Source organism: Enterococcus sp. DIV0358, from assembly GCF_051713465.1.
GTDB lineage: Bacteria > Bacillota > Bacilli > Lactobacillales > Enterococcaceae > Enterococcus > Enterococcus faecalis.
In genome coordinates this window covers 2,663,479-2,685,460 of sequence record NZ_JBIOPX010000001.1, presented here as the reverse complement: position 1 = coordinate 2,685,460, position 21,982 = coordinate 2,663,479, and the positions used below count along the sequence as shown (strand labels likewise).

Sequence of the window (21,982 nt, the reverse complement as noted above, 5' to 3'; positions counted from 1 at the left end):
AAAAATAAACTACGCTTTTTTTAAACTTTTTCGTTTGACTAGACAAATCTTTTTTTGTTAGGAATAATAAAAGAAACAAGAAATGAGGGAATCAAATGGGAAAATTAGCGATTGGTGTCGACGTTGGCACCACGCAAGCCAAAGCAGTGGCTTTTCAAGCAAATGGCACAGTCGTAGCTTCTAGCTATGTGCGTTATCCATTAATTCAAGAGACTGAAGGAATGGCGGAGCAAGACCCAGAAACGCTGTTCCAAGCTGTGGTGAACTGTATTCGAACCGTCACACAGCAAGTGAAGAATCAACCAATTGGGCTCATTTCTTTTGCTTCAGCGATGCATGGCTTAATTGCCATGGATGCGCAAGGACGCCCATTGACCCAAGTGATTACTTGGGCTGACACACGAGCATCTGATTATGCGGAAGCGTTAAAAGAAACGCCAGCGGCCCAATTGTTTTATCAATTGACAGGCATGCCAGTTCATCCAATGGCACCTTTGTACAAGATTCGCTGGTTGCAGGAAAATCAGCCAGCCGTTGCGCAGAGCGCGGCCAAGTTTATTGGGATTAAGGACTACATTTTTTACCGTTTCTTTGGCGAATACTGGACAGATTATAGTAGTGCTTCAGGGATGGGTTTATTTAATATTCACACGCGGCAATGGGAATCGTCGATTTTAGCGTATTTATCTATTGAGGAGGAACAGTTGCCAAAAGTTGCCCCGTCAACGTTCATTTTTCCAGCGTTAGCGCCTTCTTGGCAAGAGATGCTTGGTGTTACAGAGGAAACGGTTTTAGTTCTTGGTGGCGCGGATGGCCCGTTGTCTAATTTAGGTTTGGGAGCGCTAGGAACGGGTGTAGCGACTTTGACCGTCGGTACGAGCGGTGCACTTCGGTATATTGTCGAAGAACCTTTTTTGCATCCGCAAGGTGAAACGTTTTGTTTTGCTCTAGATGAACAGCACTGGGTGATTGGTGGCGCAAGTAGTAATGGTGCAGTTGCATTAGATTGGGCGAGCCAAACGATTTTTGCAGAAGAACGTCAGCAAGCTATTCAAAACGGGACCAATATCTATGACCCAATTATGGCCAAAATTGCAACCGTGCCAGCTGGGGCAAATGGCTTACTGTTTCATCCTTATTTGCTTGGTGAACGAGCACCGCTGTGGAATGCAGAGGCGAGCGCAAGTTTTATTGGCTTGCGCAAAAATCACCACGCCGGACATTTAGCTCGAGCGGTGGTGGAAGGAATCTGTTTCAATTTAAAAACTATTTTAGAGGATTTGAAACAACTCGGTGGACCCGTTCAGGAGATTCGGGCGACAGGCGGCTTTGCTGATTCCCCTGTGTTCCGTCAAATCATGGCTGATGTGCTGGGAGAAACGTTATCGTTCACTGATAGCACCGAAGCTTCGGCATTAGGCGCTGTTTTGCTAGGTTGGCAAGGCTTAGGTCAGTTACCAAATTTACAAGCAGCGGCGCAACAGGTGCTGATTCATGAAACGGTCACGCCACGAGCGGATCAATTGCTAGTTTATCAAGAACTGTATCCTGTTTTTCAAGAAACCCAACAAATTTTAGCACAAAGTTATCAAAAATTAGCAGAATTCCGAAAATAATTGATAGTAAATAGCTTTGACAAATGGCTGAGAAGTTGCTTAACTAGAAGAGAGACGAAGACTTGAGGAAATGAGGATGAGGAATGAAGAAACAGCTACTACCACTATTTCTGTTATTCATTGGGGCGTTAGCAAGCTGCAGTGCACCGTCTCGTTCCGGCGAAAAAGCAACGCAACAGTTGGTAGATTACTTTATTTATCAAGAAAAGACAGCGACATTCTCTCAAACTTTTCGTGAACCGAAAGTCTTGGCGGAGCATTTGCAGGCGAGCCGTCAACAGTTCCAGAAGCAATTTTTCAATAGCTTAAAAGAAATGAACGCTGAAGTCACCGAGACTGAAGCCCAGAAGCTTAGCACAGAATTACTGGCTCAAGTGAAGAAAAAAGCGTCATATCAACTAGTAGCCACAAAAGAATTGAATGGGCAAGCGACAATCACTTTTCAGATTAAGGGCTTAGATTTTGTGACGGCGATTGAAGATACAACCACTGCTCTTCTTCAGCAAACGCAACAGGCAACACAAGCGCTAGACATGCAGCACACGTTAGCCGTTTTAAAAAAAGAAATCCAACAAATCAATGTCAGCCATGAGCCAGTTGAACTGCCATTAACGGTTAAGCAAGTAGAAGGGCAATGGTACTTGCCGGCAGCGGAGCAACTGAGACTGAATCAGTTTTTTTTAGCTTTCGTCACAGGAAAAGAAGATACTGACCAGTTGACAGAGGCACTCGACACGATCCTCACTCAAGCGGAACAAAAAGTCGTCACTGCGGATGAAAAAACAGCGATTTCAGGAAATTAATTAAATTCTTAATTGTAATTATTATAATTTGATAATAATTTTAAAAAAGAAAGGTTTTCAGTGTACTTTTTTCACAATTCATATTACACTAAGAGTGTAGAAATAATATTTAGGAGGATGACAAAGAATGAAATTTGAAAAAACAAAAGAAATTTTGAACCAACTCGTTGCAGATTTAAGCCAATTTTCCGTGGTAATTCATCAAACACATTGGTATATGCGTGGACCTGAATTTTTAACACTTCACCCACAAATGGATGAATACATGGATCAAATCAATGAGCAATTAGATGTTGTTTCAGAACGTTTAATCACATTGGACGGCTCTCCATTCTCAACATTGCGTGAATTCGCAGAAAATACAAAAATTGAAGATGAAATTGGTAACTGGGACCGCACCATTCCAGAACGTATGGAAAAATTAGTAGCAGGCTACCGTTACTTAGCAGACCTTTACGCAAAAGGAATCGAAGTTTCTGGTGAAGAAGGCGACGACTGCACACAAGACATTTTCATCGCAAACAAAACAGACATCGAAAAAAATATTTGGATGTTACAAGCCAAACTTGGCAAAGCGCCTGGTATTGACGCATAATTTAAAACAACTCCCAAAGCCGCTGACGTTGACGTTGGCGGTTTTTTTCTGTTTAAAAGGCACAAAAAAATAAGTGAAAATCTATTTTCTGAAAGCGCAGAAAAACATTGACTTTATCAGTGATTGAAGGTAAAATATTAAATGGTATTGTTTGCCCCACAATGAGCCCCGGAAACTCAAGTGTATGTCAAACATCGAAAACAAAATTGGAGGAAAGAAACGTGCGTACAACATATATGGCCAAAGCTGGCGAAGTAGAACGTAAATGGTACGTAGTAGATGCAACAGATGTTCCTTTAGGACGTCTATCAGCAGTTGTTGCTTCTGTACTACGTGGTAAAAATAAACCAACATTCACACCACATGTGGATACTGGAGATTTCGTAATCGTAATTAACGCTGATAAAGTAAAATTAACAGGTAAAAAAGCTACAGACAAAATTTACTACCGTCACTCAATGTATCCTGGAGGATTAAAATCAGTGACAGCTGGTGAATTACGCGACAAAAACTCTCGCCGTCTTATCGAAACTTCTGTAAAAGGTATGCTACCTAAAAACACTTTAGGACGTAAACAATTTACTAAATTGAACGTATACGGTGGAGCTGAGCATCCACATGCTGCACAACAACCAGAAGTATTAGATATCACGAACTTAATTTAAGGAGGGAAATTCATTGGCACAAGTACAATATAGCGGCACAGGCCGTCGTAAAAATGCAGTTGCCCGCGTACGCTTAGTACCAGGTACTGGTAAAATTACTGTAAACAAAAAAGACGTAGAAGAATATATTCCACATGCTGACTTGCGTGAAGTTATCAACCAACCATTTGGCGTAACTGAAACAAAAGGCGCTTACGATGTAATCGTAAACGTAAACGGTGGTGGCTATGCTGGACAATCAGGAGCTATCCGTCACGGAATCGCTCGTGCATTGTTACAAGTAGATCCTGACTTCCGTTCTGCTTTAAAACGCGCTGGGTTACTTACTCGTGACGCACGTATGGTTGAACGTAAAAAACCAGGTCTTAAAAAAGCTCGTAAAGCTTCACAGTTCTCAAAACGTTAATCAACTCCTTGTTGTATCAACGTTTACAAGAGATTTTTGGTTCAAGTTGGTTCAAATCAACTGGACAAAGAATTTAACAAGTTTAAAGCATCAGCATTTTGCTGGTGCTTTTTTTTTGCATTAATTCAAGATAGTAGTTTTGTGTTGTTTGGACATTAATATGACTTAAGCGTTTTGATACAAAGGTATTATCATAATCTACTTGCTTGTCATCTATAGACGATAGAAATTATTTATCATTAGTTGTGCTAATCATCCTAAATTTGAGTAAAGATCGCCATCATATTTAGCAACTTTTTAAATGCATAAATTTCGCTAACAGATGTATCTTTCCTGAAATCTAGAATAACCTCATTTACATAAAATCAAATTTGGGAATTTTTATTAGATTTTAAAAATTCACTTAATATGAATTGTTTCTTAGTTGTTGATGTGTATTATTTTTACATTTCTCCGTTGATGTTTTGAGTACAATTAATTAACAATGTAAGTGCAATAACTATAATTAAACTAAACCTTTTTCATGTTTACCTCTCTTTATTTTTTAGTTACAACGATGTTTTTTCTAAGTAATTTCACTATTTCTTGTGTTAGTATATAAATGTATAATTTTTGTGTTATAATTACTGTGCATTAGGTATAAACTGATGAGAGGAGCTTGATGATGAAATATGGGAAAATATTTAAGAAATTGTATGAACAAAACTATAATTTTAAGTTAGTTCCTTATGATTGTGCTCCCTCTAATTATTCAGAATTGATAAAAAAGCAAAAGCAGGAAGGGTTTAGACAAGTCCTGTTTAATGTAGAGTTAATGCTAGACTTAGTTAAAGCCGTTTATATTTATCCAGATTTGTATTTGCAAAAAATCAAAATGTGTTCAGATGCAGAAGAAAATGTTCAGTCTGAAATTGATGATTTAGTAATAGAATCCCGTTCAAATAGAGAATTAATATTTAGAATAATTGATGAACTCGAATGGTATTCTGATAGAGAATCTATTGATATTTTTGAAATACATTTCTATGATAAAGAAACATCAAGCAAAACAGTTTTAAAGTCCAATGGTATTGTTTATGGCGATGAAATTGATTCGTTATTCAAACAGTTTATATATCCGCAGTTAATGAGGTATTTTGATGAAGGATAATATAAAGAAACAATTAATACAATTGGTTGTTGTTATTAGTTCGGGAATATGTGCGTATTTTTTTCCTATAGCATCTAAGTTTCTAAATATTCAGTCAGATAAGATATTAATAGGATTTGATATTGCTATTTTTAATACCTGTATAAGTATATTACTGGCAGTCATTCAAGACTTTTTTATGAAAAAGAAGATGAATGTAACAGTCTCTGTGAAATCGGGTAGCCAAGAATCGAATAAATTATATATTTCTAATGATGATGTGGATGAAGAAAAAACGATTGATGTTGTAGTAAATATAGATGTAAGTGGGAAAAAGCGGTTTTGTAAAAAGAACATAATGATAAAATGTCCAACATCATATATTCTACAGTTAGAAAAAAGGAAAAATGTTTCTTTTATAAAAGAAATTACGACATCAGAAGAGTATGAGATAGACTTAAATGAAATGTTATCTAAAAGTCCCGAATTTGATATTTCTTTTTCAAGAGAAATTCATTTTTCTCTTTTACTAGAAGAGCATAATCGAGGGAATAAAGATGAACTAAGGTTTGAAAGGGAAAAAAATTGGGGTTTGATCAGCATTAATAGTAATGGGCTTAAATTAATTCAAAAATAGGGTGGTTGAAGCATAATGGCATATTCAAAGTGGGTGGATAATACAGATAATTCTTTAGAAAGTTTGATAGATAAGTTTTTAATAAATAGAGAGGGAACATTGGACCCATTTAGTAATGAAACTCTATTACACAAAGTAGATTTGGCATTTGATGATAACCAAACATTTAAAATTGACGAAAAGGTAGTTACATATAACTATTTAGTTTATCAATATGAGTATATAAGAAAGAATGAGATAACTAACCCAATAAGAGAAAAAAGAGTAGGATTGTATGTTGCAGATATAATAATTTTTAACTATAATTTTAAAAATTACTACATTGTAGATAAAGGATACACTACCCCCACTCTTGGGAATTTAAGAACTTTAGCCGGATATTCGGGTAAGATGGAGATATCGGAGCAACGAATTATTGGTATTAAAACTGATTTGTTTATATGGATGATTCACCATTTACTTGATAATCCCAATTCGTTCCTTAATGATCAAAATAACACAAAAGTAGAGAGTGTTATTGGGTTTAAAGGCTCTACAGCAGATAAATTAGCAGAAATTTCTGGTTCAGGAGAAAAGATAATGAAGATGTTAACGACGCTTTTATTTCTTTTTGAGAATCAAAAAATTTCCAAAGTGGAAACAACTGTTTTTAGAAAAGATGAACGCTTCAAGTTGACGTTAGGTGAAAAGAGCCTGGTAGAGATTGATTTCAATTCTTTTGAAGGTGAGGACTTTTTTGTAGGGAAAGAAGAACTTAAATCAAAAGTCGCAATAAAAGTTTTTGTGGATGTAATACCCAACCTTATTTCAATTTTTTCCGATGAAATAGATTCAAAAAAATGGTCAATGAGAAAAGAAGAGAAGTTTTTTAAAGATATTGGAAGAGACTTGTCGAGAAAAATAAATGAAAAATTACGAACTAAAAACAAATGATTTTTAATAGTATATTTGAGTGATTATTCACAGATATTGTATTCAACTAACATCTATTTTGGTTCAAATTGGTTCAAGTACCATCAATAAACATCCAAATCTGTCCATCTCAATCCATATTCTAAACTAGTAAGTTATTTATATAAAAGGATTCTGATGGATTGGAATTCCTAAATGATAGCAAGTTCTGTTCTCAATACGTTAATTATTTGGAGTCGTTGCGAACGTGTTCGCTTACGAATCAATTACAATGTTTCAAGACACTTTCCATTTTTTGGAAGGTGTCTTTTTTTATGGTAGCGACAGTGTGGGTTCTGTCATAAACCAGTATATAAAAATTCACATACTGACAATATGTTTATCTTTCTTACCAAGAGAATAATTGATTCCGATTTCAGCAAGTATACTCATTACGAATAACGCACTTACGCAGATGATACATTTCTTTTTAGTTGATTTCCTCATTTTGATCGCCGCTATTTCTTTTTTCTTTGAATTCATCATACGTTTTTGGGAGATATTTCTTTATTAACTTTTTCTCTCTTGCGTTTTGGAGGGAGTAAGTTGCGGTTTTTTGAGAGATTAGTATGTTTAAACTGAAGAGTTATTAAATAATTAAAGTATAGTAAATCAAAAAACAAATATAATAAATGAAATTTACGCCACTAATATTGCAACCCTAGCTGATTTATGCGATCCTAAATATAATAAAACTAACAAAATCAATTAGATTAGAGGGTTAAAATATATGAAAAAAGAAATTCACGTAGTAGGAGCAATCATAGTGGAGAACGGGAAAGTTTTGTGTTGTCAAAGAGGACCTGAACGTGCATTAGCAAATCTTTGGGAATTTCCTGGTGGAAAAATCGAGAATGGTGAGACGAAAGTTCAAGCGCTTGAACGTGAATTGCAAGAAGAATTAAAAATAGAAGTAACGATCGTCAAGGAAGAGTATGCTTTTTGTCGATATGAGTATGATTTTGGTTTCGTTAATTTAACTACATTTATCTGTTATTTAGAATCAGGTGAACCTCAGTTGACAGAACATCTACAAATTAAATGGCTAACACCAAATGAATTAAACCAACTTGAGTGGGCGCCTGCTGATATTCCTACTGTGGAAAAATTAGTAGAAAAAGGTGTGGGAACTGAACAAAATGGATAATTTAGAATTGGCGTTACAAAAGGCATTTATTAATAAGGAAGCTCTAGGTGACGAACTTACACCTAAATTTATTGTGAACAATCCCAAAAAACATGATTATTTATTGAATACATTAAGTAAAGATTTGAAAAGCTGTAAGACTTTTTTTATAGCCGTTGCATTTATAACACCTAGTGGTTTAAATGCAATAAAAACACAACTGGCTGATCTGGCTTTGCGTGGAATCTCTGGAAAAATTTTAACATCAACATACTTAAATTTTAATGATCCACACGTATTTCGAGCATTGTTGAATATTCCAAATGTAGAAGTACGAGTTTCTAAAAAAGAAGGTTTTCATTCAAAAGGATATTTGTTTGAGATGGAGGATTATCAAAGCTTTGTTATTGGTAGTTCGAACCTAACAATGTCTGCTTTGAAACTTAACTATGAATGGAATGTTAGATTAACTTCAAGAGAGAATGGCGAGATGGTTTCTTCTATTCAAAAGCATCTCATTCAAGAATGGCATGAGGCACAGTCGCTAACCCTAGAATGGGTCGATGCATTTGAAAAAAATTATCATCCTATTGTTAATAGAAAGATGTTAGTACAAGATGTTTCTGAAAACGAGTGTTTAGATACGCAATATATTTTGCCGAACTCTATGCAGAAAGAAGCGCTTAGAAGTTTAAAATCGCTTAGAGAAACGGGCGCAACTAAGGGAATGATTGTTTCGGCGACTGGTACAGGGAAAACGTATCTAGCAGCATTTGATGTGCAGCAATTCAATCCTAAACGTGTATTATTTATTGTTCATAGTGAGCTAATTTTAATGAAAGCATTAGAATCATTCAAATTGATTTTAGGTGGAAAAGATGATGATTATGGTGTTTTATCAGGGAATTCTAAGAATTTTGATGCAAAATATCTATTTGGAACAATTCAAACAGTATCTAAAAGTGAATATCAAGAGCGTTTAGGAAAAGAAGCGTTTGACTATATTTTGATTGATGAAGTCCATAAAGCTGGAGCGAAATCTTATATTAAAGCCATTGAATTTTTCAATCCCAAGTTTTTATTGGGGATGACGGCTACACCTGAAAGAACAGATAATTTTAATATCTTTGAGCTATTTGATTATAATGTAGCGTATGAAATACGTTTGCAAGCCGCTTTAGAAGCAGAACTGCTTTGTCCATTTTATTATTTTGGCGTAACTGATTATGAAAAAGATGGTGAAATCATTGATGAAACAACCGATTTAAAACGTTTGCTACAGGAAGAGCGAGTTGATTTTTTAATAAAAAAAATTAACTATTATGGTTATTCGGGAGATAGTCCTCGAGGCTTGGTGTTTTGTAGTCGTAAAGACGAAGCAAGGCAGTTAGCAGAGATGTTTAACGATCGTGGAATTCCGAGTGCTTATTTATCTGGTGACCATAATTTTGATAAAAGAGAAAAGGAAATTAAGCGTTTAGATACTGGAGAGATTCATTATATCTTCACGGTTGATATTTTTAATGAAGGCATTGATATCCCTAAAGTAAATCAAGTAATTATGCTGCGAAATACGCAATCTAGTATTATTTTTATTCAGCAATTAGGTCGGGGGCTAAGAAAAGACCCATCAAAAGAATTTGTTACGGTAATTGATTTTATTGGTAATTATAAAAATAACTATATGATTCCTATGGCTTTATCTGGAGATAGTTCTCAAACTAAGAATAGTTTACGTCGCGATACAATTGATGTGACGTATATCAGTGGTTTATCTTCAATTAATTTTGAAAAAGTTGCTCGTGAACGTATCTTTAAATCAATTGATCAAGCTAAATTAGATGCGATGTCAGAACTAAAAGCTAGTTATTTTAAGTTGAAAAATCGGTTGAATAGGGTTCCTTACCTGAATGATTTTCAAGTGTTAGATGGCGTGGATCCATTGTTGATTATAGGTAAAGAAAAAACATACTATAATTTCTTGGAGAGAATTGGGGAAACAGAAGCTAAATTAAGTGAAGAAGAAAACGGTGCACTAAAATTTGTTTCTGTAGAATTGCTATCAGGAATTCGCCCGCATGAACTTTATGTTATTGAAGAATTTTTAATGACAGATAAAGAACAGTTATCTTTAGAGGAAATCACAGCGCTGTTTGATACGTTTAACCTGACGTATACGACAGATACTCTAGCATCTGTTGTTAAAGTCTTAGATTTATCTTTTTACGAGTCAACAATTAGAAAACGTTATTTGTTATCACAAATGTTTAAGATGAAAGAGAATTGTTTACAAATAACAGAAAAATTCAGAGAGTTTAAAAAGAATTCTTATTTTATCAATTTGATGTTAGATGTAATCCATACAGGGATTAACAAATCTATGGAGTATGATTTATCACAACCGTTAAATTTATACAAAAAATATCGTCGTAAAGATGTTTTACGATTATTAAATATGAACTTTAATCAAAATGAACAAAGCATTGGTGGATATACAAACAGTAACAATCATTTTGCTATTTTTGTAACTTTGGATAAAGGCAAAGATTTTAAAGCTGCACGTATTGCTTATGAGGATGAATTTATTGATGAACGAACATTCCATTGGTATACAAAAGCGCCTAGAAATCTACGCTCACCAGAAGTTCAACTTTTGCGGAATCCTGGGGAATATAAATTTCATTTATTTGTGAAACGGAAATATAATCAAAAAGAGAACGAAACAGATTTCTATTATCTAGGCGAAGTAGTCCCTCTTCAAGAAACTATCCAACAAGTCGAAAAACAAGACAAAGAGGGTAAGAAAAAAAGCGTCGTTAAATTAGACTTTACCTTAGAAACACCTGTAGAACCTAATATGTATGAATTTTTAACGCAGAACACAAACTAAAAAAAGCCACTTTCCTCTGGAAAGTGGCTTTTCCCATCCCCCCTCACCGAGAAGACAAAATTTCATAAATCACATAGAGTTCCCAGTTGGAAATTTCTATTCGATAAAACTGTTCTAGAGTATAGAAAATGTTTTTAGCATTTTGGAAAAATGGTTTTTGGTTAATGGTTAGTTCCTCTAGGTTAGCAGGGATTTCATAGTCTTCAACGCCGAGCATTGTCCGCTCTACCATGAGCGCGTTGTGCATCATTAAGTTAAATTTCATTTTGCCGCTGAGTGTGAGATCGAAGCGTTTTTCAATGTTTTTTGTAACGTTTTCGACTTGTTTAATAATGACGTCAGGATTTAGAAATTCTAGTTTTTCTGACAAGCCTTCTTTCGAGAAGAAGTGAACAAATTCGTTAATCATGCTATCAATGTTATTGGGATGCATCAAGTTTTGGAAAGGTTCCATCAACTGGGTTCCTGCATCTTCGTCTAACATGTCTAAGAGATTTACGCTAGCAACATTCGTATGGTTGTCTAAGTAAGACGTCGTCAAAATGAGCGAGGTTTCTTTTAAATAATTTTCTTCGGCGTTGGCAATGTCTAACGTGTTCACCAAATCTTTGTATTTTAGGGTAATGACTTTAATGTCAGTATACAGGTATTTTTGACAGATTTGTTTGATTTGCTTGGCAATATCCAGACCTGAAATACTAGAGACAATGATATTTTTTTCTACTGAAAAGCCTTCAAAGTACTGTACATCGGTTTTAAATTTTTTTTCAGCGGTTTTAGCAATACCATAGAAAAGTTGTTCGTTCATTAATTGATGACCAATTTCCAACGCATAGGCAGTGGTCAGGTTATTGATCACCAAAAGTTCTCCAAGAATTTGCGGTTTCAAACTTTTATAAAGTTGTGTCAGGGAACCCATATCGACGAGCATAATGACGCCTTGTGATGTGTCCCGCTGAGAAAGCCAGTCTTTAACTTCGGCGACGATATCTCGGACGGAGGAGGTTAAGGGCATGTTAATCGCATCGAAAATATAGGTACCACATAATTTGTTGGCAACGGCTTGAATACTTGTGGCAGTCGATTCACCATGCGCCACGAGGAGCGCTTGGTAAGGAATCGTTTCAGAAATTTCTCCGCTAAGTAATATAGATAAGAGTACCTCTGTCAAGAAACGGTATTCTTCTGGCAGCGGACTGACTAAGTTTTTCACGAGGGAAACCGTTCGCGGATAGTGTTCTTTTAATTGTGTTTGGACCGGAAGGAGCACTGTTTCGTTAAATGTTGGCGGTAAAATTTTCAGCAATTTGGCAACATCTTTCATCGGTTTTTCAGTTTGTTCAGGTTGGTTAATAATTAGTTTGTTTTTGGTTTGGACTTCCGTGACTAGGTTTTGTAAAAAGTAATCATTTTCCAAGGTTATTTCATCGTCTAAACAATATTTAATGAATTGTGTCAGTTCAGTTTTTAAGTGGGCCAGTGTTTTTTCTTTTGTAAATAAGGCTTCAAATGTTGCGAAAATATCGGAAGAAAGTGTGTCTTCTTCCAACACTTCTTTGTCTAAAGGAATCGCAATCATTGGTTGAGTCGCATCGCCAATGACGACAGGTTGATTGGGCAAAGTTTTTCGTAATTGCGACGCGCAAAGGAGCTGCACTTTGTTGGATAAACTTCCCACGTTACCAGGTTCGTCATTTTCTAATAATGCCGTAAAGATTTCTTCGTCCACGTTGATGTCTTTGGTCATTCGTTTCGCTTCTCGGTGGAATAAGTTTTTTAAAATCGCAATCCGTTCTCGAATGGGGCGCTCTTTGAAGTTCGGAAGTGAGACGATTACGGAAATTCGGCGATAAAAGGTTGGTAATAAGACTTTTTTCGGGTTTTCGGTGGTCGCAAATAGTAGCCGGACCTTGGAGTGGACCATTTTTCCTTCTTCACCAATGGGGCGGAAGGTCCCTGTATCCATAAACTGAAAGAGTTTTTCTTGGTTTTCATTGGATAATCGATGTACTTCATCTAAAAAGAGTACAGAATTATTGGCTTGGGCCAAGAGTCCTTGCTTTTCTGATTCAGCTCCAGTAAATGCGCCTTTGGTATGGCCGAAGAGAATGGATGATAGCAATTCGGGATTGTTGGCATAATCGGCACAGTTAAAGGTGTAGAATTTTTCCAGGCCAATGATTTGTTCATTTTTCAGATACTCATAAATCAGTTTTGCCAAAAAGCTTTTGCCGACGCCACTGGCTCCATGGATTAATAAAGGCATACCCAATGGGGGATACAACATAGCGGCTTTGCATTGTTCAATGGCTTTTTTGGCGCTGCCTTGGCTACCGATGTATTGTCGAAACACATCGGTCGTGGGGGTTGTTGCACGGGTTAATTGCCAATAAACGGGTTTTTTTCCCGTTTGTTGGACTTCACCTTTTTCCAATAATTTATTTAAGTATAAGCTGGTTACCGAGCGGCTTAATTGAATTTTTGTGGCAATTTCTTGTGTGCTCATCGGGGTATTGCTAGTTTCTAAAATATCAACTAAGTGTTGGTAGGTCTCCAAGCGCATGATTCATCGTCCTTCCAAAAGAGAGGTCGGGACAGGGGTTGCTTCTGTTCCCGCCGTTTATCAGCTTTTAAGCCTGAGATAAAAATCACTTTGGATTTTTGTCTCAGGCTCTAAGTGTTTAATAATTAAATGTTTATTGTTTCAATTTTAACAGATGCCTAGTAATCCTAGCAAGATGCCTAAGAACATGATACCAAACATCACCACGTTAACATTGACTTTTTTGCGTAATAGCCAGAAAGCAAGTAACGTCACGGCTAATGGTACGATACCGACGAATAGTTGATCCAAATAGTCTTGGATTTTAACTACGTCTTCGCTTCCTTTAACGGAAACTTCAAGAATCGTTTTGAATTTTACATTTGAAGCAGTCATACTGCCCATCATCATTAAGCCTAGCATACTTGATACTTTTGTGAGTATCTTCATTCCGCCTGATTCGTACATTTTTTGGATAAAACTTTCACCGATTGAGTAGCCGCTATACAACGCATAATAGTGAATTAAGAACGCAGGAACGTTGTATAAAAGTAAGAAGACAATCGCCCCTAATGGCGAACCAGTGCTGGCTAATGAAATCCCAATACCAGCAGCAATAACACGTAAGATGCCCCAGAAGAAGGAATCACCGATGCCTGAAAGTGGCCCCATTAGTGAGGCTTTAACTGCTGTAATAGAGCTAGCATCAAAATTTTCGTCTTCACTATTTTGTTTTTCCATCGAAGCAACGAGCCCCATGATGAAGTTATTGATATGCATGGTTGCATTGAACCAAGTGGTGTGACGCACCAATGCCTCGGCCCGTTCTTCCTTGGTTTTATAAAAACGATTGATAACTGGGAGTAAAGTGTACATGACACCCACTGCGTGGTATTGTGTAGCTCCTGTCCGGCTAGCATTCATCGTCCAAGAACGCCAGAAAACAGAGCGCATCATTTTTTTCTCTTCTTTAGATAAATTCTCTTTTAACTTCATGCGAAAAAGTCCTCCTCTTCGATTTCTTTCGCGCTGCCTTCAACCGCAGAAGACGCCGCCGGTTTTCTTTTTAGAATGTCGCGAAATTCTACATCCCGTTGGGCACTCACGACACAAATTACTGTCCCGATGACCGCTACCGCAACGGCTGGTAATTGTAGGTACGCGGTTAAAACAAAGCCTAAAATGTAAAAGACGGCTAATTTATTATCCCATAATAGTTTCATTAACATAGCAAACCCAACGGCAGGTAAAAGTCCGCCAGCTGCGCTTAAGCCGTTCATCAAATTTTGTGGAATGCTTTCAACAAACAGATTTACTGGCCCGCTTCCTGCTAAAATTCCGATAAATGAAATCGAAGCGATGATTAAATAATAAATGATCCACGTTCCGTAATGCAGTGTCACAACCATTTTTTGGTTGCCTTCACGTGCTGCTTTGTCAAGAGAAGGAGCAAAGATATTCATAAAGACATTTTTTAAAAACATCACCACGAAAGCGGCTAACATCCCAATTGGTACGGCTAACGTCATGGCGGCTTTTTGTTCGACATTTGAAATAATTGCAAACGTTGTGGCTAAAGTAGTCGCAGTTACAGGTTCCGCGGCGATAACACCACCGATATTAACATTTCCTAAGAAAATTGCTTCCAAAGAGGCCCCCATTAAGACCCCTGTTTTCATGTCGCCCATTAAAATTCCTGTGACTAATCCAACGACTAAGGGACGTTCCATCATACTTTGACCAGTTAAATAATTCCCAGCAAAACAGATAAATACAGCTAAGGCTGCCATTGTTGCATGCATAAGCATTGTTCATTTCCTCCTTTTAATTGACGGCTTGTTTTAGACTTAATTTTGAGTTGGTTGGCAGTACTTGGTTATAGCTTTCCACGTGAGTCAAACTGGCTAATTCTTTGGCAGCTTCTAACTCTTCAGGGTTTAATTGGACACTTGGGAAAACCATTGTTTTGGTGGCTGGATCTGATTTATCAAAGCGGCCAGCGTTGGCAACATTCACACTTTCAATATCTGTCACGTTTTTCGCAATTTTAGTAGCATCCGCTACACTGTTCACAATTACAAAAATTCGTTTGTCTTTGCCACGAGGATCATTGAAGACATCAATCGCATCATCAACTGAGCGAATTAATAGTTTCATGCCATTAGGGACCGCCATTTTTAACGTCATTTGCATTACTTCGTTTTTGGCTGCTTCATCATTCGCTACAACTAATAAGGGGGCATTCAATTCTTTGGTCCAAACTACGGCTACTTGGCCGTGAATTAATCTGTCGTCTACTCGTACTTGTGTAATCATTTTAATTTCCTCCTAAAAAAAATTCTCTTCTTCATTTGATGGGTTTAATTCAACGAATTGAATTTGTGCTTCAGCAATTGCTGCTTGAATATCTTCTTTGGTTAGCTTTTCGCCTTCTTTTAAGAAAATCAGCGACAAGGCAATGGCTAAGTTGGCATTGGAAATGATAAAAACATTGTCTGGTTTTGTCGTCATGACTTCTTGAACAATTTTTTGATTGACACTACCACCATATAAATCTGTTAAAATAATAGCTTGTTCTTCTGCGCCTAGGGACTGAAGAAACGTTTGAATAATTGGCGTGTAGTCCTCAGGAGTCACATAGGCATTGATGACCGCCAGCTCTTTTCCTTTGTCTGCGAGAATATCCAAGGAACTTTGGAAGCCTTTCGCTAAGTTTCCGTGACTAGCAATTAAAAATTTTCTTTTCATTCTTTTCACCTCACTTTTATATAAAGCAAGTTCTATGCCAAAAAAAGAGAACTCTAAATCCTTTATTTGAAAGGGTTTTAACGCTATCGAAACTGTTTAAACAGTTTCAAGTCAAAATAAACACGTTAATCGTTGGCTAGTTTGTTGTTGAAAAATAGCTAAGCAAAACTGTGAAATTTAATCAAAATAACCCCCGTTTTTATCGAGAAGTGTTACAATAATACTCATGAATATTTATACATTAAGGAGAGTTACGAATGACTGATGCTCTTGTGATACAAGATTTACGCAAAGTGTACGCTTCAGGTGTTGAAGCGTTGCGGGGGATTGATTTAACAGTCGAAGAAGGCGATTTTTATGCTCTTTTGGGACCGAATGGCGCAGGAAAATCAACGACGATTGGGATTGTGACCTCGTTAGTTAATAAGACTTCGGGGAAAGTCAAAATTTTTGGGTATGATTTAGATACGGAAATGGTGCGGGCGAAGCAACAGATTGGGTTAGTGCCGCAGGAGTTTAACTTCAATCCGTTTGAAACGGTCCAACAGATTGTGGTTAATCAAGCGGGCTATTATGGGGTGTCTCGTAAAGAAGCCATGAAACGGAGTGAAAAATATTTAAAACAATCCAACTTATGGGAAAAACGGAACGAGCGGGCTCGGATGCTTTCTGGCGGAATGAAACGTCGGTTAATGATTGCTCGCGCGCTGATGCATGAGCCGAAGTTATTGATTTTAGATGAACCAACTGCAGGTGTCGATATTGAATTGCGTCGTGAAATGTGGGCCTTTTTACAAGAGTTAAATGCGCAGGGAACCACGATTATTTTGACGACCCATTACTTAGAAGAAGCTGAGATGTTGTGTCGCAACATTGGGATTATTCAGTCTGGTGAATTGATTGAAAACACCAGCATGAAGCACTTGTTAGCAAAATTACAATTCGAAACGTTTATTTTTGATTTAGCACCTTATACGCAGGCGCCAGTTATTGAAGGCTATCAAAGCATATTTGAGGACGAGTTAACGTTAGCGGTGGAAGTGGAACGAAACCAAGGAGTCAATCACTTGTTTGAACAGCTAAGTCAACAAGGAATCAAAGTATTGTCAATGCGGAATAAGTCCAACCGTTTGGAAGAGCTCTTCTTGAAGATTACCGAGGATACGTACCAAAGGGAGGATCAACATGTTTAGTCTGTATTTTACTGCTTTAAAAAGTTTAGCTGTGAAGGAAACCAACCGTTATTTACGGATTTGGGTCCAAACACTGGTGCCACCAGTGATTACGACGTCCTTATATTTTGTGATTTTTGGGAAAATGATTGGCGGGCGAATTGGCGACATGGGCGGTTTTTCTTATATGGAATTTATCGTGCCAGGTTTAATTATGATGTCAGCCATTACAAGCTCGTACGCCAATGTTTCATCTTCCTTTTTCTCGCAAAAATTCCAGAAAAATATCGAAGAAATTCTCGTGGCGCCAGTTCCAACTCATGTGATTATTTGGGGATTTGTGATTGGTGGCGTTGGTCGTAGTATTTTGGTCGGTGCGTTAGTCACCATCATTTCTCTATTTTTTGTGCCATTGCACGTTGTTTCTTGGCTGATGGTCATCATGACTTTATTGATGACAGCGATTCTCTTTTCTTTAGCTGGTTTGTTAAATGGTATTTTTGCGCAATCCTATGATGATGTATCGATTGTGCCGACCTTTGTGTTACAGCCTTTAACCTATTTGGGTGGGGTTTTCTATGCCATTTCCATGTTGCCGCCATTTTGGCAAGCTGTCTCAAAAGTTAATCCGATTGTTTACATGATTTCTGGGTTCCGCTACGGTTTCCTAGGGGTTCAAGATGTGCCAATTGGTATTTCTATGACCATTTTAATCTTATTTATTGTCGTTTTATATGGCATTTGTTGGTACCTTGTAGAAACAGGGCGTGGCTTACGTAGTTAAGCCGTAAAAAGATTAAACTGTCTGAATCACTCATTCTAGCGAGCAGATTCAGACAGTTTTCTTGTTTCTAAGTATGCTTTTTTGATTCTTCGTGTATTTCCCTGTATAATAGCAATGTTTCGCACCAGAATATGTCGACAATTGTCGTTGAAAATAAAGAAAAAATCAGAAACGGAGTATATGAAGATGAGCAAGAATTTTTGGGCAACATTGCCAAAGCCCTTTTTTGTTTTAGCACCAATGGAAGATGTCACTGATGTGGTCTTTCGTCATGTCGTGAAAGAAGCTGGGGCACCAGATGTGTTTTTTACAGAGTTTACTAATTCGGATAGTTATTGTCATCCTGAAGGGAAAGACAGTGTGCGCGGGCGCCTCGTTTTTACAGAAGATGAACAGCCGATGGTGGCACATATTTGGGGAGATAAACCGGAATTTTTCCGTGAAATGAGTATCGGCGTAGCGGAAATGGGCTTTCAAGGATTAGACATAAATATGGGCTGTCCTGTGCCTAACGTGGCTGAGCGTGGAAAAGGCAGCGGGCTAATTTTGCGCCCAGAAGTCGCAGCTGAATTGATTGACGCCGCCAAAGCAGGTGGCTTACCTGTTAGTGTCAAAACACGTATTGGGTTTACTGAAATGGCGGAAATGGATGCGTGGATCACGCATTTATTAGAGCAAGACATTGCGAATCTATCCATTCATTTGCGAACACGAAAAGAGATGAGTAAAGTGGATGCCCATTGGGAGGTCATTCCGCAAATTATGGCTATTCGGGACCGTGTCGCATCGCAAACGACAATTACGATTAATGGGGATATTCCCGATCGTCAAAAGGGCCTAGAATTAGCAGAACAATATGGTGTAGATGGCATCATGATTGGCCGGGGGATTTTTAAAAATCCTTATGCCTTTGAAAAAGAACCCAAAACACATACGCCACAAGAATTGCTGGGCTTGCTACGTTTACAATTGGATTTGCAAGACAAGTATGCAGAATTGGTGCCTCGCTCCATCGTTGGGCTGCATCGCTTCTTCAAAATTTATGTCAAAGGCTTTCCAGGTGCCAGTGATTTAAGAGCACAATTAATGAATACAAAATCAACGGATGAAGTGCGCCAGTTGTTAGCGACGTTTGAAGCAGAACATGGTGTGCTTGACTAAATAAAAAAAGAGAGGAGGTAGCATTTTAGCTAATGCTATCTCCTCTCTTTTGAATGCTTAATGCGCAATCATTTCTTGGGCAATTTCTTGTTTGCTTAAGTCGCTTGGATAATACGTTGGCCAGTTGTCCATTTCATTGAACAGACTTTCTTGGCTATCGCCGCCGAAGAAGATGTGGAAATGAGCGGCTTTCGTTGGTGCAATGTTGTGGTCGCTAAATTGGACGTATTTAAACCGCCCAGCATTGGCATCGTCTGTTTCAAAAAGGAAACGGACGCCACGGTTGCCTTTTGCATAGTTTAAAATTTTATAACCGGCTGCTTTATAGGTGAATTTTTGTGGTTTGCCATCGACCAGAAACTCGATGGTGGAATCAGTGATGTTGATGTGGTCGACATCGGTTTGATAGCCGGCATCATAGTAGGTTTTGTATTCGGCTGGTGTTTTATCTTTTTTCAGTTTCGCTTTGTAATCAAAGACCTGATCTAATGTGCCATCTTTTAATAAAGGATAGACGGATTGCCAATTTCCAGCGTAATCTGCCAGTGTTCTCTCAGCCACCTCACTGTCTTTGAAATAGCCGTTAGCCACGGTTTTTTCTGTTTTTTCAGAGGTTTCTGGCTGAACCTCTTTCCCAGCTGTATCTGTTGTTTTTTTCAAAGCAGTTAAGTTTTCTTTCATTACAGAAAGATAATCTTCGCCATTGTCCATTTGTTTTTGTGTCAAACTTTCTAGTGGGTTTAGGACTTCCAATTGAACATTCGCTTCGTCAGCTAACGTTTTAGCAATTTTATCGTTGGCATTTTTTTCAAAATAAATATAGCGAATTTGATTGTCTGTGACATATTTTTTCAACTCTGCCAAACGCCCTGCAGTTGGCTCTTGTTCAGGTGTTAAACCAGCTATTGGCACTTGTTTTAAGCCGTAATCTAAGGCAAGATAACCAAATGCAGCATGTTGGGTAACAAAACTTTTTTGCTTAGCGTCTTTCAAAGCTGTTTGGAACTCTTTGTCTAAGGCTGTTAATTTTGTTAAGTATTTTTCTGCGTTTGTTTCAAATGTTTTGGCTTTTTTAGGGTAAAGTTTGACTAATTGTTCTTTGATGTTTGTGACTTCTTGAATGGCACGATGGGGCGAAACCCAAGTATGCGGATCTAATTCATGGTGGTGGCCTTCTTCGCCGTGTTCGTGGTCATGGTCGTGTCCGTCTTCGTCACTGCCAGGAAGTAAGACCATGTTTTCGGTACCTTTAATGACGTTCGGGGCTCCTTTTTTCCAGCCTTTAGCAGCTTTTGGTACCCAAGATTCCATATTTTCATTGTGGTAAACGAAAACATCCGCATCATGGATGGTAGCCATATCTTTGGCGGATGGTTCATAATCGTGGGGTTCAGAACCAGCAGGGATTAACAATTTGACGTCTCCTTCATCGCCTACAATATTTTTAGTGAAATCGTACATAGGATAAAAAGTCGTGACAATGGATAGTTTTTCTTTACCGTCAGCTGTTTTATCAGAGGTGTTTGTTCTGCCGCAAGCGCCGAAAAGGATTAGCGATAAGGCGGCTAACAGGGGAAGAGTAAATTTTTTCATAGGTGTGCTCCTTTAGTGAATTACGCAATTTTCTTTTGTTTATTGCGCTTATGTTCTTTAATAATTTTAAGTGCGCGTTTTCGTGTTTTGATGTTGGGACTTTTCAGTCGACGATAAGCGCTAGATAAGTCAGTTTTTTCCATTATATATAGGACCTCCATTTCGTAAAAAATTAATTTACGGAGTAGCTATTTTGTTGAGGGTTTGAAAGGTTTCTTGGATTTTTTTTGTCTCTAATTCTTTGCCAATCAGAACAATTGTCGTTTCTTGAGGGGGTTGATTCGTCATTTGAAAGGCCACTTGCTGGTTGACGCCTTGCATGGCAATGGCCAAGTCATGCTCCTGTAAGGCGAGAATCCCTTTGAAACGGTATAACTTTTCCTGATGCGTATACATTAACCAATCAAGCCAACGAGTGAAAAGAGGTTCGTTGAGGGCTGAGGACGCCGTTAGCGTGAGGGAGTGAAAGGTATGGTGATGATGCTCGTGGGCGTGCTCATGCGGGGAATGAGTCATTTCGTGTTCTGTAAGTGTTGCCGTAAACTTATTTAATTGAAAAAAGTCACTAGCCAAAAGAGGCTCGTTGGCTTGAAAGGATAAAATATCAGCAAAAGGATTAATGGTACGAAGGGTTTCTTGGAACGTTGGTAGCTGAGTGCTGTCTGCTGGTTCCTTGACAGAAAAAAAGAGGCGATCTGCTAAGGCCAGTTGTTTGATGGCTTCGGCTTCTTGAAGTTGCTGTTGCCAATGATGCCCATCAACGACCGTTAAGAGACTGTCTATATAGAAATGATTTTTGATGTGCGGGGTCGTTAAAATTGTTTGAATGATTGGTTGCGGATCAGCAATGCCCGTTGTTTCTAAAATGACTTGGGCAATGGGTTGTTGTTCTTCTTGGTACACTTCTAAGATTGCTGATAAAGAGGCAAGAAGATCTCCTCGTAAGCTGCAACACATGCAACCATTATTTAATTGAATAATTCGTTCCGTGGTTTGTAAAAGTAATGCGTGGTCAACGCCTGTTTGACCAAATTCATTTTCAATAATAATAATTTCTTCTTTAGGAAACGGTGACTGCGCAAGCGCATGGTTAATTAAGGTTGTTTTTCCTGCGCCTAAAAAGCCAGAAACAATGGTGATTGGAATGCCCATCAAGTTTTCCTC

The 21,982-nt window shown here is 37.8% G+C and carries 21 protein-coding genes and 1 pseudogene; 13 read left to right on the top strand and 9 right to left on the bottom strand.

Features of this window, described 5'->3' with window-relative positions; translation table 11 throughout:
- The first annotated feature begins 95 nt into the window (after positions 1-95).
- From IGK70_RS12980 to rpsI, 5 genes are all read left to right on the top strand, one after another.
- A complete protein-coding gene (locus IGK70_RS12980) occupies positions 96-1,616 on the top strand; it encodes a gluconokinase (RefSeq protein WP_104855539.1) in 1,521 nt (506 codons plus the stop codon).
- A gap of 83 nt (positions 1,617-1,699) precedes the next feature.
- Complete coding sequence (locus IGK70_RS12975) at positions 1,700-2,419, top strand: DUF5105 domain-containing protein (RefSeq protein ID WP_104855540.1); 720 nt, start codon at positions 1,700-1,702, stop codon at positions 2,417-2,419.
- A gap of 127 nt (positions 2,420-2,546) precedes the next feature.
- A complete protein-coding gene (locus IGK70_RS12970; RefSeq protein WP_002354782.1) occupies positions 2,547-3,014 on the top strand; it encodes a Dps family protein in 468 nt (155 codons plus the stop codon).
- Positions 3,015-3,250: 236 nt separating this feature from the next.
- The gene (rplM, locus tag IGK70_RS12965) at positions 3,251-3,679 is read left to right on the top strand and encodes a 50S ribosomal protein L13 (RefSeq protein WP_048670019.1); all 429 of its coding nucleotides are present in this window, start codon (positions 3,251-3,253) and stop codon (positions 3,677-3,679) included.
- A 13-nt stretch (positions 3,680-3,692) separates the two neighbouring features.
- Positions 3,693-4,085 carry a 30S ribosomal protein S9 gene (gene rpsI / locus IGK70_RS12960; RefSeq protein ID WP_002354786.1) on the top strand — a complete coding sequence of 131 codons (393 nt, stop codon included), beginning with the start codon at positions 3,693-3,695 and terminating at the stop codon, positions 4,083-4,085.
- A gap of 56 nt (positions 4,086-4,141) precedes the next feature.
- On the opposite strand, the pseudogene IGK70_RS12955 reads toward rpsI, so the two are convergent.
- Positions 4,142-4,284 (bottom strand): annotated as a pseudogene (locus IGK70_RS12955) (site-specific integrase); the annotation flags it as partial.
- A gap of 462 nt (positions 4,285-4,746) precedes the next feature.
- On the opposite strand from IGK70_RS12955, the gene IGK70_RS12950 reads away from it, so the two are divergent.
- The 5 genes from IGK70_RS12950 to IGK70_RS12930 all read left to right on the top strand — a co-directional run bounded on the left by IGK70_RS12950 (position 4,747) and on the right by IGK70_RS12930 (position 10,818).
- The gene (locus IGK70_RS12950; RefSeq protein WP_002383173.1) at positions 4,747-5,235 is read left to right on the top strand and encodes a hypothetical protein; all 489 of its coding nucleotides are present in this window, start codon (positions 4,747-4,749) and stop codon (positions 5,233-5,235) included.
- On the top strand, positions 5,225-5,851 hold the full coding sequence (locus IGK70_RS12945; RefSeq protein WP_002383174.1) for a hypothetical protein: 627 nt from the start codon (positions 5,225-5,227) through the stop codon (positions 5,849-5,851). The genes IGK70_RS12950 and IGK70_RS12945 overlap by 11 nt, the downstream gene beginning before the upstream one ends.
- A 15-nt stretch (positions 5,852-5,866) precedes the next feature.
- Positions 5,867-6,784 carry a hypothetical protein gene (locus IGK70_RS12940; RefSeq protein ID WP_002383175.1) on the top strand — a complete coding sequence of 306 codons (918 nt, stop codon included), beginning with the start codon at positions 5,867-5,869 and terminating at the stop codon, positions 6,782-6,784.
- Positions 6,785-7,532: 748 nt separating this feature from the next.
- Positions 7,533-7,949, top strand: coding sequence for a (deoxy)nucleoside triphosphate pyrophosphohydrolase (locus IGK70_RS12935; RefSeq protein WP_002381045.1), 417 nt, complete (start codon positions 7,533-7,535; stop codon positions 7,947-7,949).
- Positions 7,942-10,818, top strand: coding sequence for a DUF3427 domain-containing protein (locus IGK70_RS12930; RefSeq protein WP_162783075.1), 2,877 nt, complete (start codon positions 7,942-7,944; stop codon positions 10,816-10,818). Before IGK70_RS12935 ends, IGK70_RS12930 begins: the two co-directional genes overlap by 8 nt.
- 43 nt (positions 10,819-10,861) lie before the next feature.
- Here the strand turns inward: IGK70_RS12930 and IGK70_RS12925 are convergent, their stop codons facing one another.
- The 5 genes from IGK70_RS12925 to IGK70_RS12905 all read right to left on the bottom strand — a co-directional run bounded on the left by IGK70_RS12925 (position 10,862) and on the right by IGK70_RS12905 (position 16,108).
- Complete coding sequence (locus tag IGK70_RS12925; RefSeq protein ID WP_104855542.1) at positions 10,862-13,381, bottom strand: sigma 54-interacting transcriptional regulator; 2,520 nt, start codon at positions 13,379-13,381, stop codon at positions 10,862-10,864.
- Positions 13,382-13,528: 147 nt separating this feature from the next.
- Positions 13,529-14,356, bottom strand: coding sequence for a PTS system mannose/fructose/sorbose family transporter subunit IID (locus IGK70_RS12920; protein ID WP_002360964.1), 828 nt, complete (start codon positions 14,354-14,356; stop codon positions 13,529-13,531).
- The gene (locus tag IGK70_RS12915; protein WP_002365419.1) at positions 14,353-15,168 is read right to left on the bottom strand and encodes a PTS mannose/fructose/sorbose/N-acetylgalactosamine transporter subunit IIC; all 816 of its coding nucleotides are present in this window, start codon (positions 15,166-15,168) and stop codon (positions 14,353-14,355) included. Before IGK70_RS12915 ends, IGK70_RS12920 begins: the two co-directional genes overlap by 4 nt.
- A gap of 16 nt (positions 15,169-15,184) precedes the next feature.
- Positions 15,185-15,676: a PTS system mannose/fructose/N-acetylgalactosamine-transporter subunit IIB gene (locus tag IGK70_RS12910; RefSeq protein WP_002354800.1), complete on the bottom strand. Its 492-nt coding sequence runs from the start codon at positions 15,674-15,676 to the stop codon at positions 15,185-15,187.
- Between the two features lie 12 nt (positions 15,677-15,688).
- Positions 15,689-16,108, bottom strand: coding sequence for a PTS sugar transporter subunit IIA (locus IGK70_RS12905; protein ID WP_002354802.1), 420 nt, complete (start codon positions 16,106-16,108; stop codon positions 15,689-15,691).
- 257 nt (positions 16,109-16,365) lie between these two features.
- Between IGK70_RS12905 and IGK70_RS12900 the strand changes: the two genes are divergently transcribed.
- From IGK70_RS12900 to IGK70_RS12890, 3 genes are all read left to right on the top strand, one after another.
- The gene (locus IGK70_RS12900; protein ID WP_002410665.1) at positions 16,366-17,301 is read left to right on the top strand and encodes an ABC transporter ATP-binding protein; all 936 of its coding nucleotides are present in this window, start codon (positions 16,366-16,368) and stop codon (positions 17,299-17,301) included.
- Positions 17,294-18,064 carry an ABC transporter permease gene (locus IGK70_RS12895; protein ID WP_002354811.1) on the top strand — a complete coding sequence of 257 codons (771 nt, stop codon included), beginning with the start codon at positions 17,294-17,296 and terminating at the stop codon, positions 18,062-18,064. The genes IGK70_RS12900 and IGK70_RS12895 overlap by 8 nt, the downstream gene beginning before the upstream one ends.
- Positions 18,065-18,250: 186 nt before the next feature.
- A complete protein-coding gene (locus tag IGK70_RS12890; protein ID WP_438775308.1) occupies positions 18,251-19,225 on the top strand; it encodes a tRNA dihydrouridine synthase in 975 nt (324 codons plus the stop codon).
- A gap of 57 nt (positions 19,226-19,282) precedes the next feature.
- Here the strand turns inward: IGK70_RS12890 and IGK70_RS12885 are convergent, their stop codons facing one another.
- From IGK70_RS12885 to IGK70_RS12875, 3 genes are read right to left on the bottom strand one after another with little or no spacing between them, the layout of a single operon-like run.
- The gene (locus tag IGK70_RS12885; RefSeq protein ID WP_010816854.1) at positions 19,283-20,818 is read right to left on the bottom strand and encodes a zinc ABC transporter substrate-binding protein AdcA; all 1,536 of its coding nucleotides are present in this window, start codon (positions 20,816-20,818) and stop codon (positions 19,283-19,285) included.
- 20 nt (positions 20,819-20,838) lie between these two features.
- Positions 20,839-20,961 (bottom strand): putative metal homeostasis protein, encoded by a 123-nt coding sequence (locus IGK70_RS12880; RefSeq protein ID WP_002383181.1) that lies wholly within the window; start codon positions 20,959-20,961, stop codon positions 20,839-20,841.
- 34 nt (positions 20,962-20,995) lie between these two features.
- Entirely contained in the window at positions 20,996-21,970 is a 975-nt protein-coding gene (locus tag IGK70_RS12875) for a CobW family GTP-binding protein (RefSeq protein ID WP_002367488.1), read from the bottom strand.
- Between the last annotated feature and the right edge of the window lie 12 nt (positions 21,971-21,982).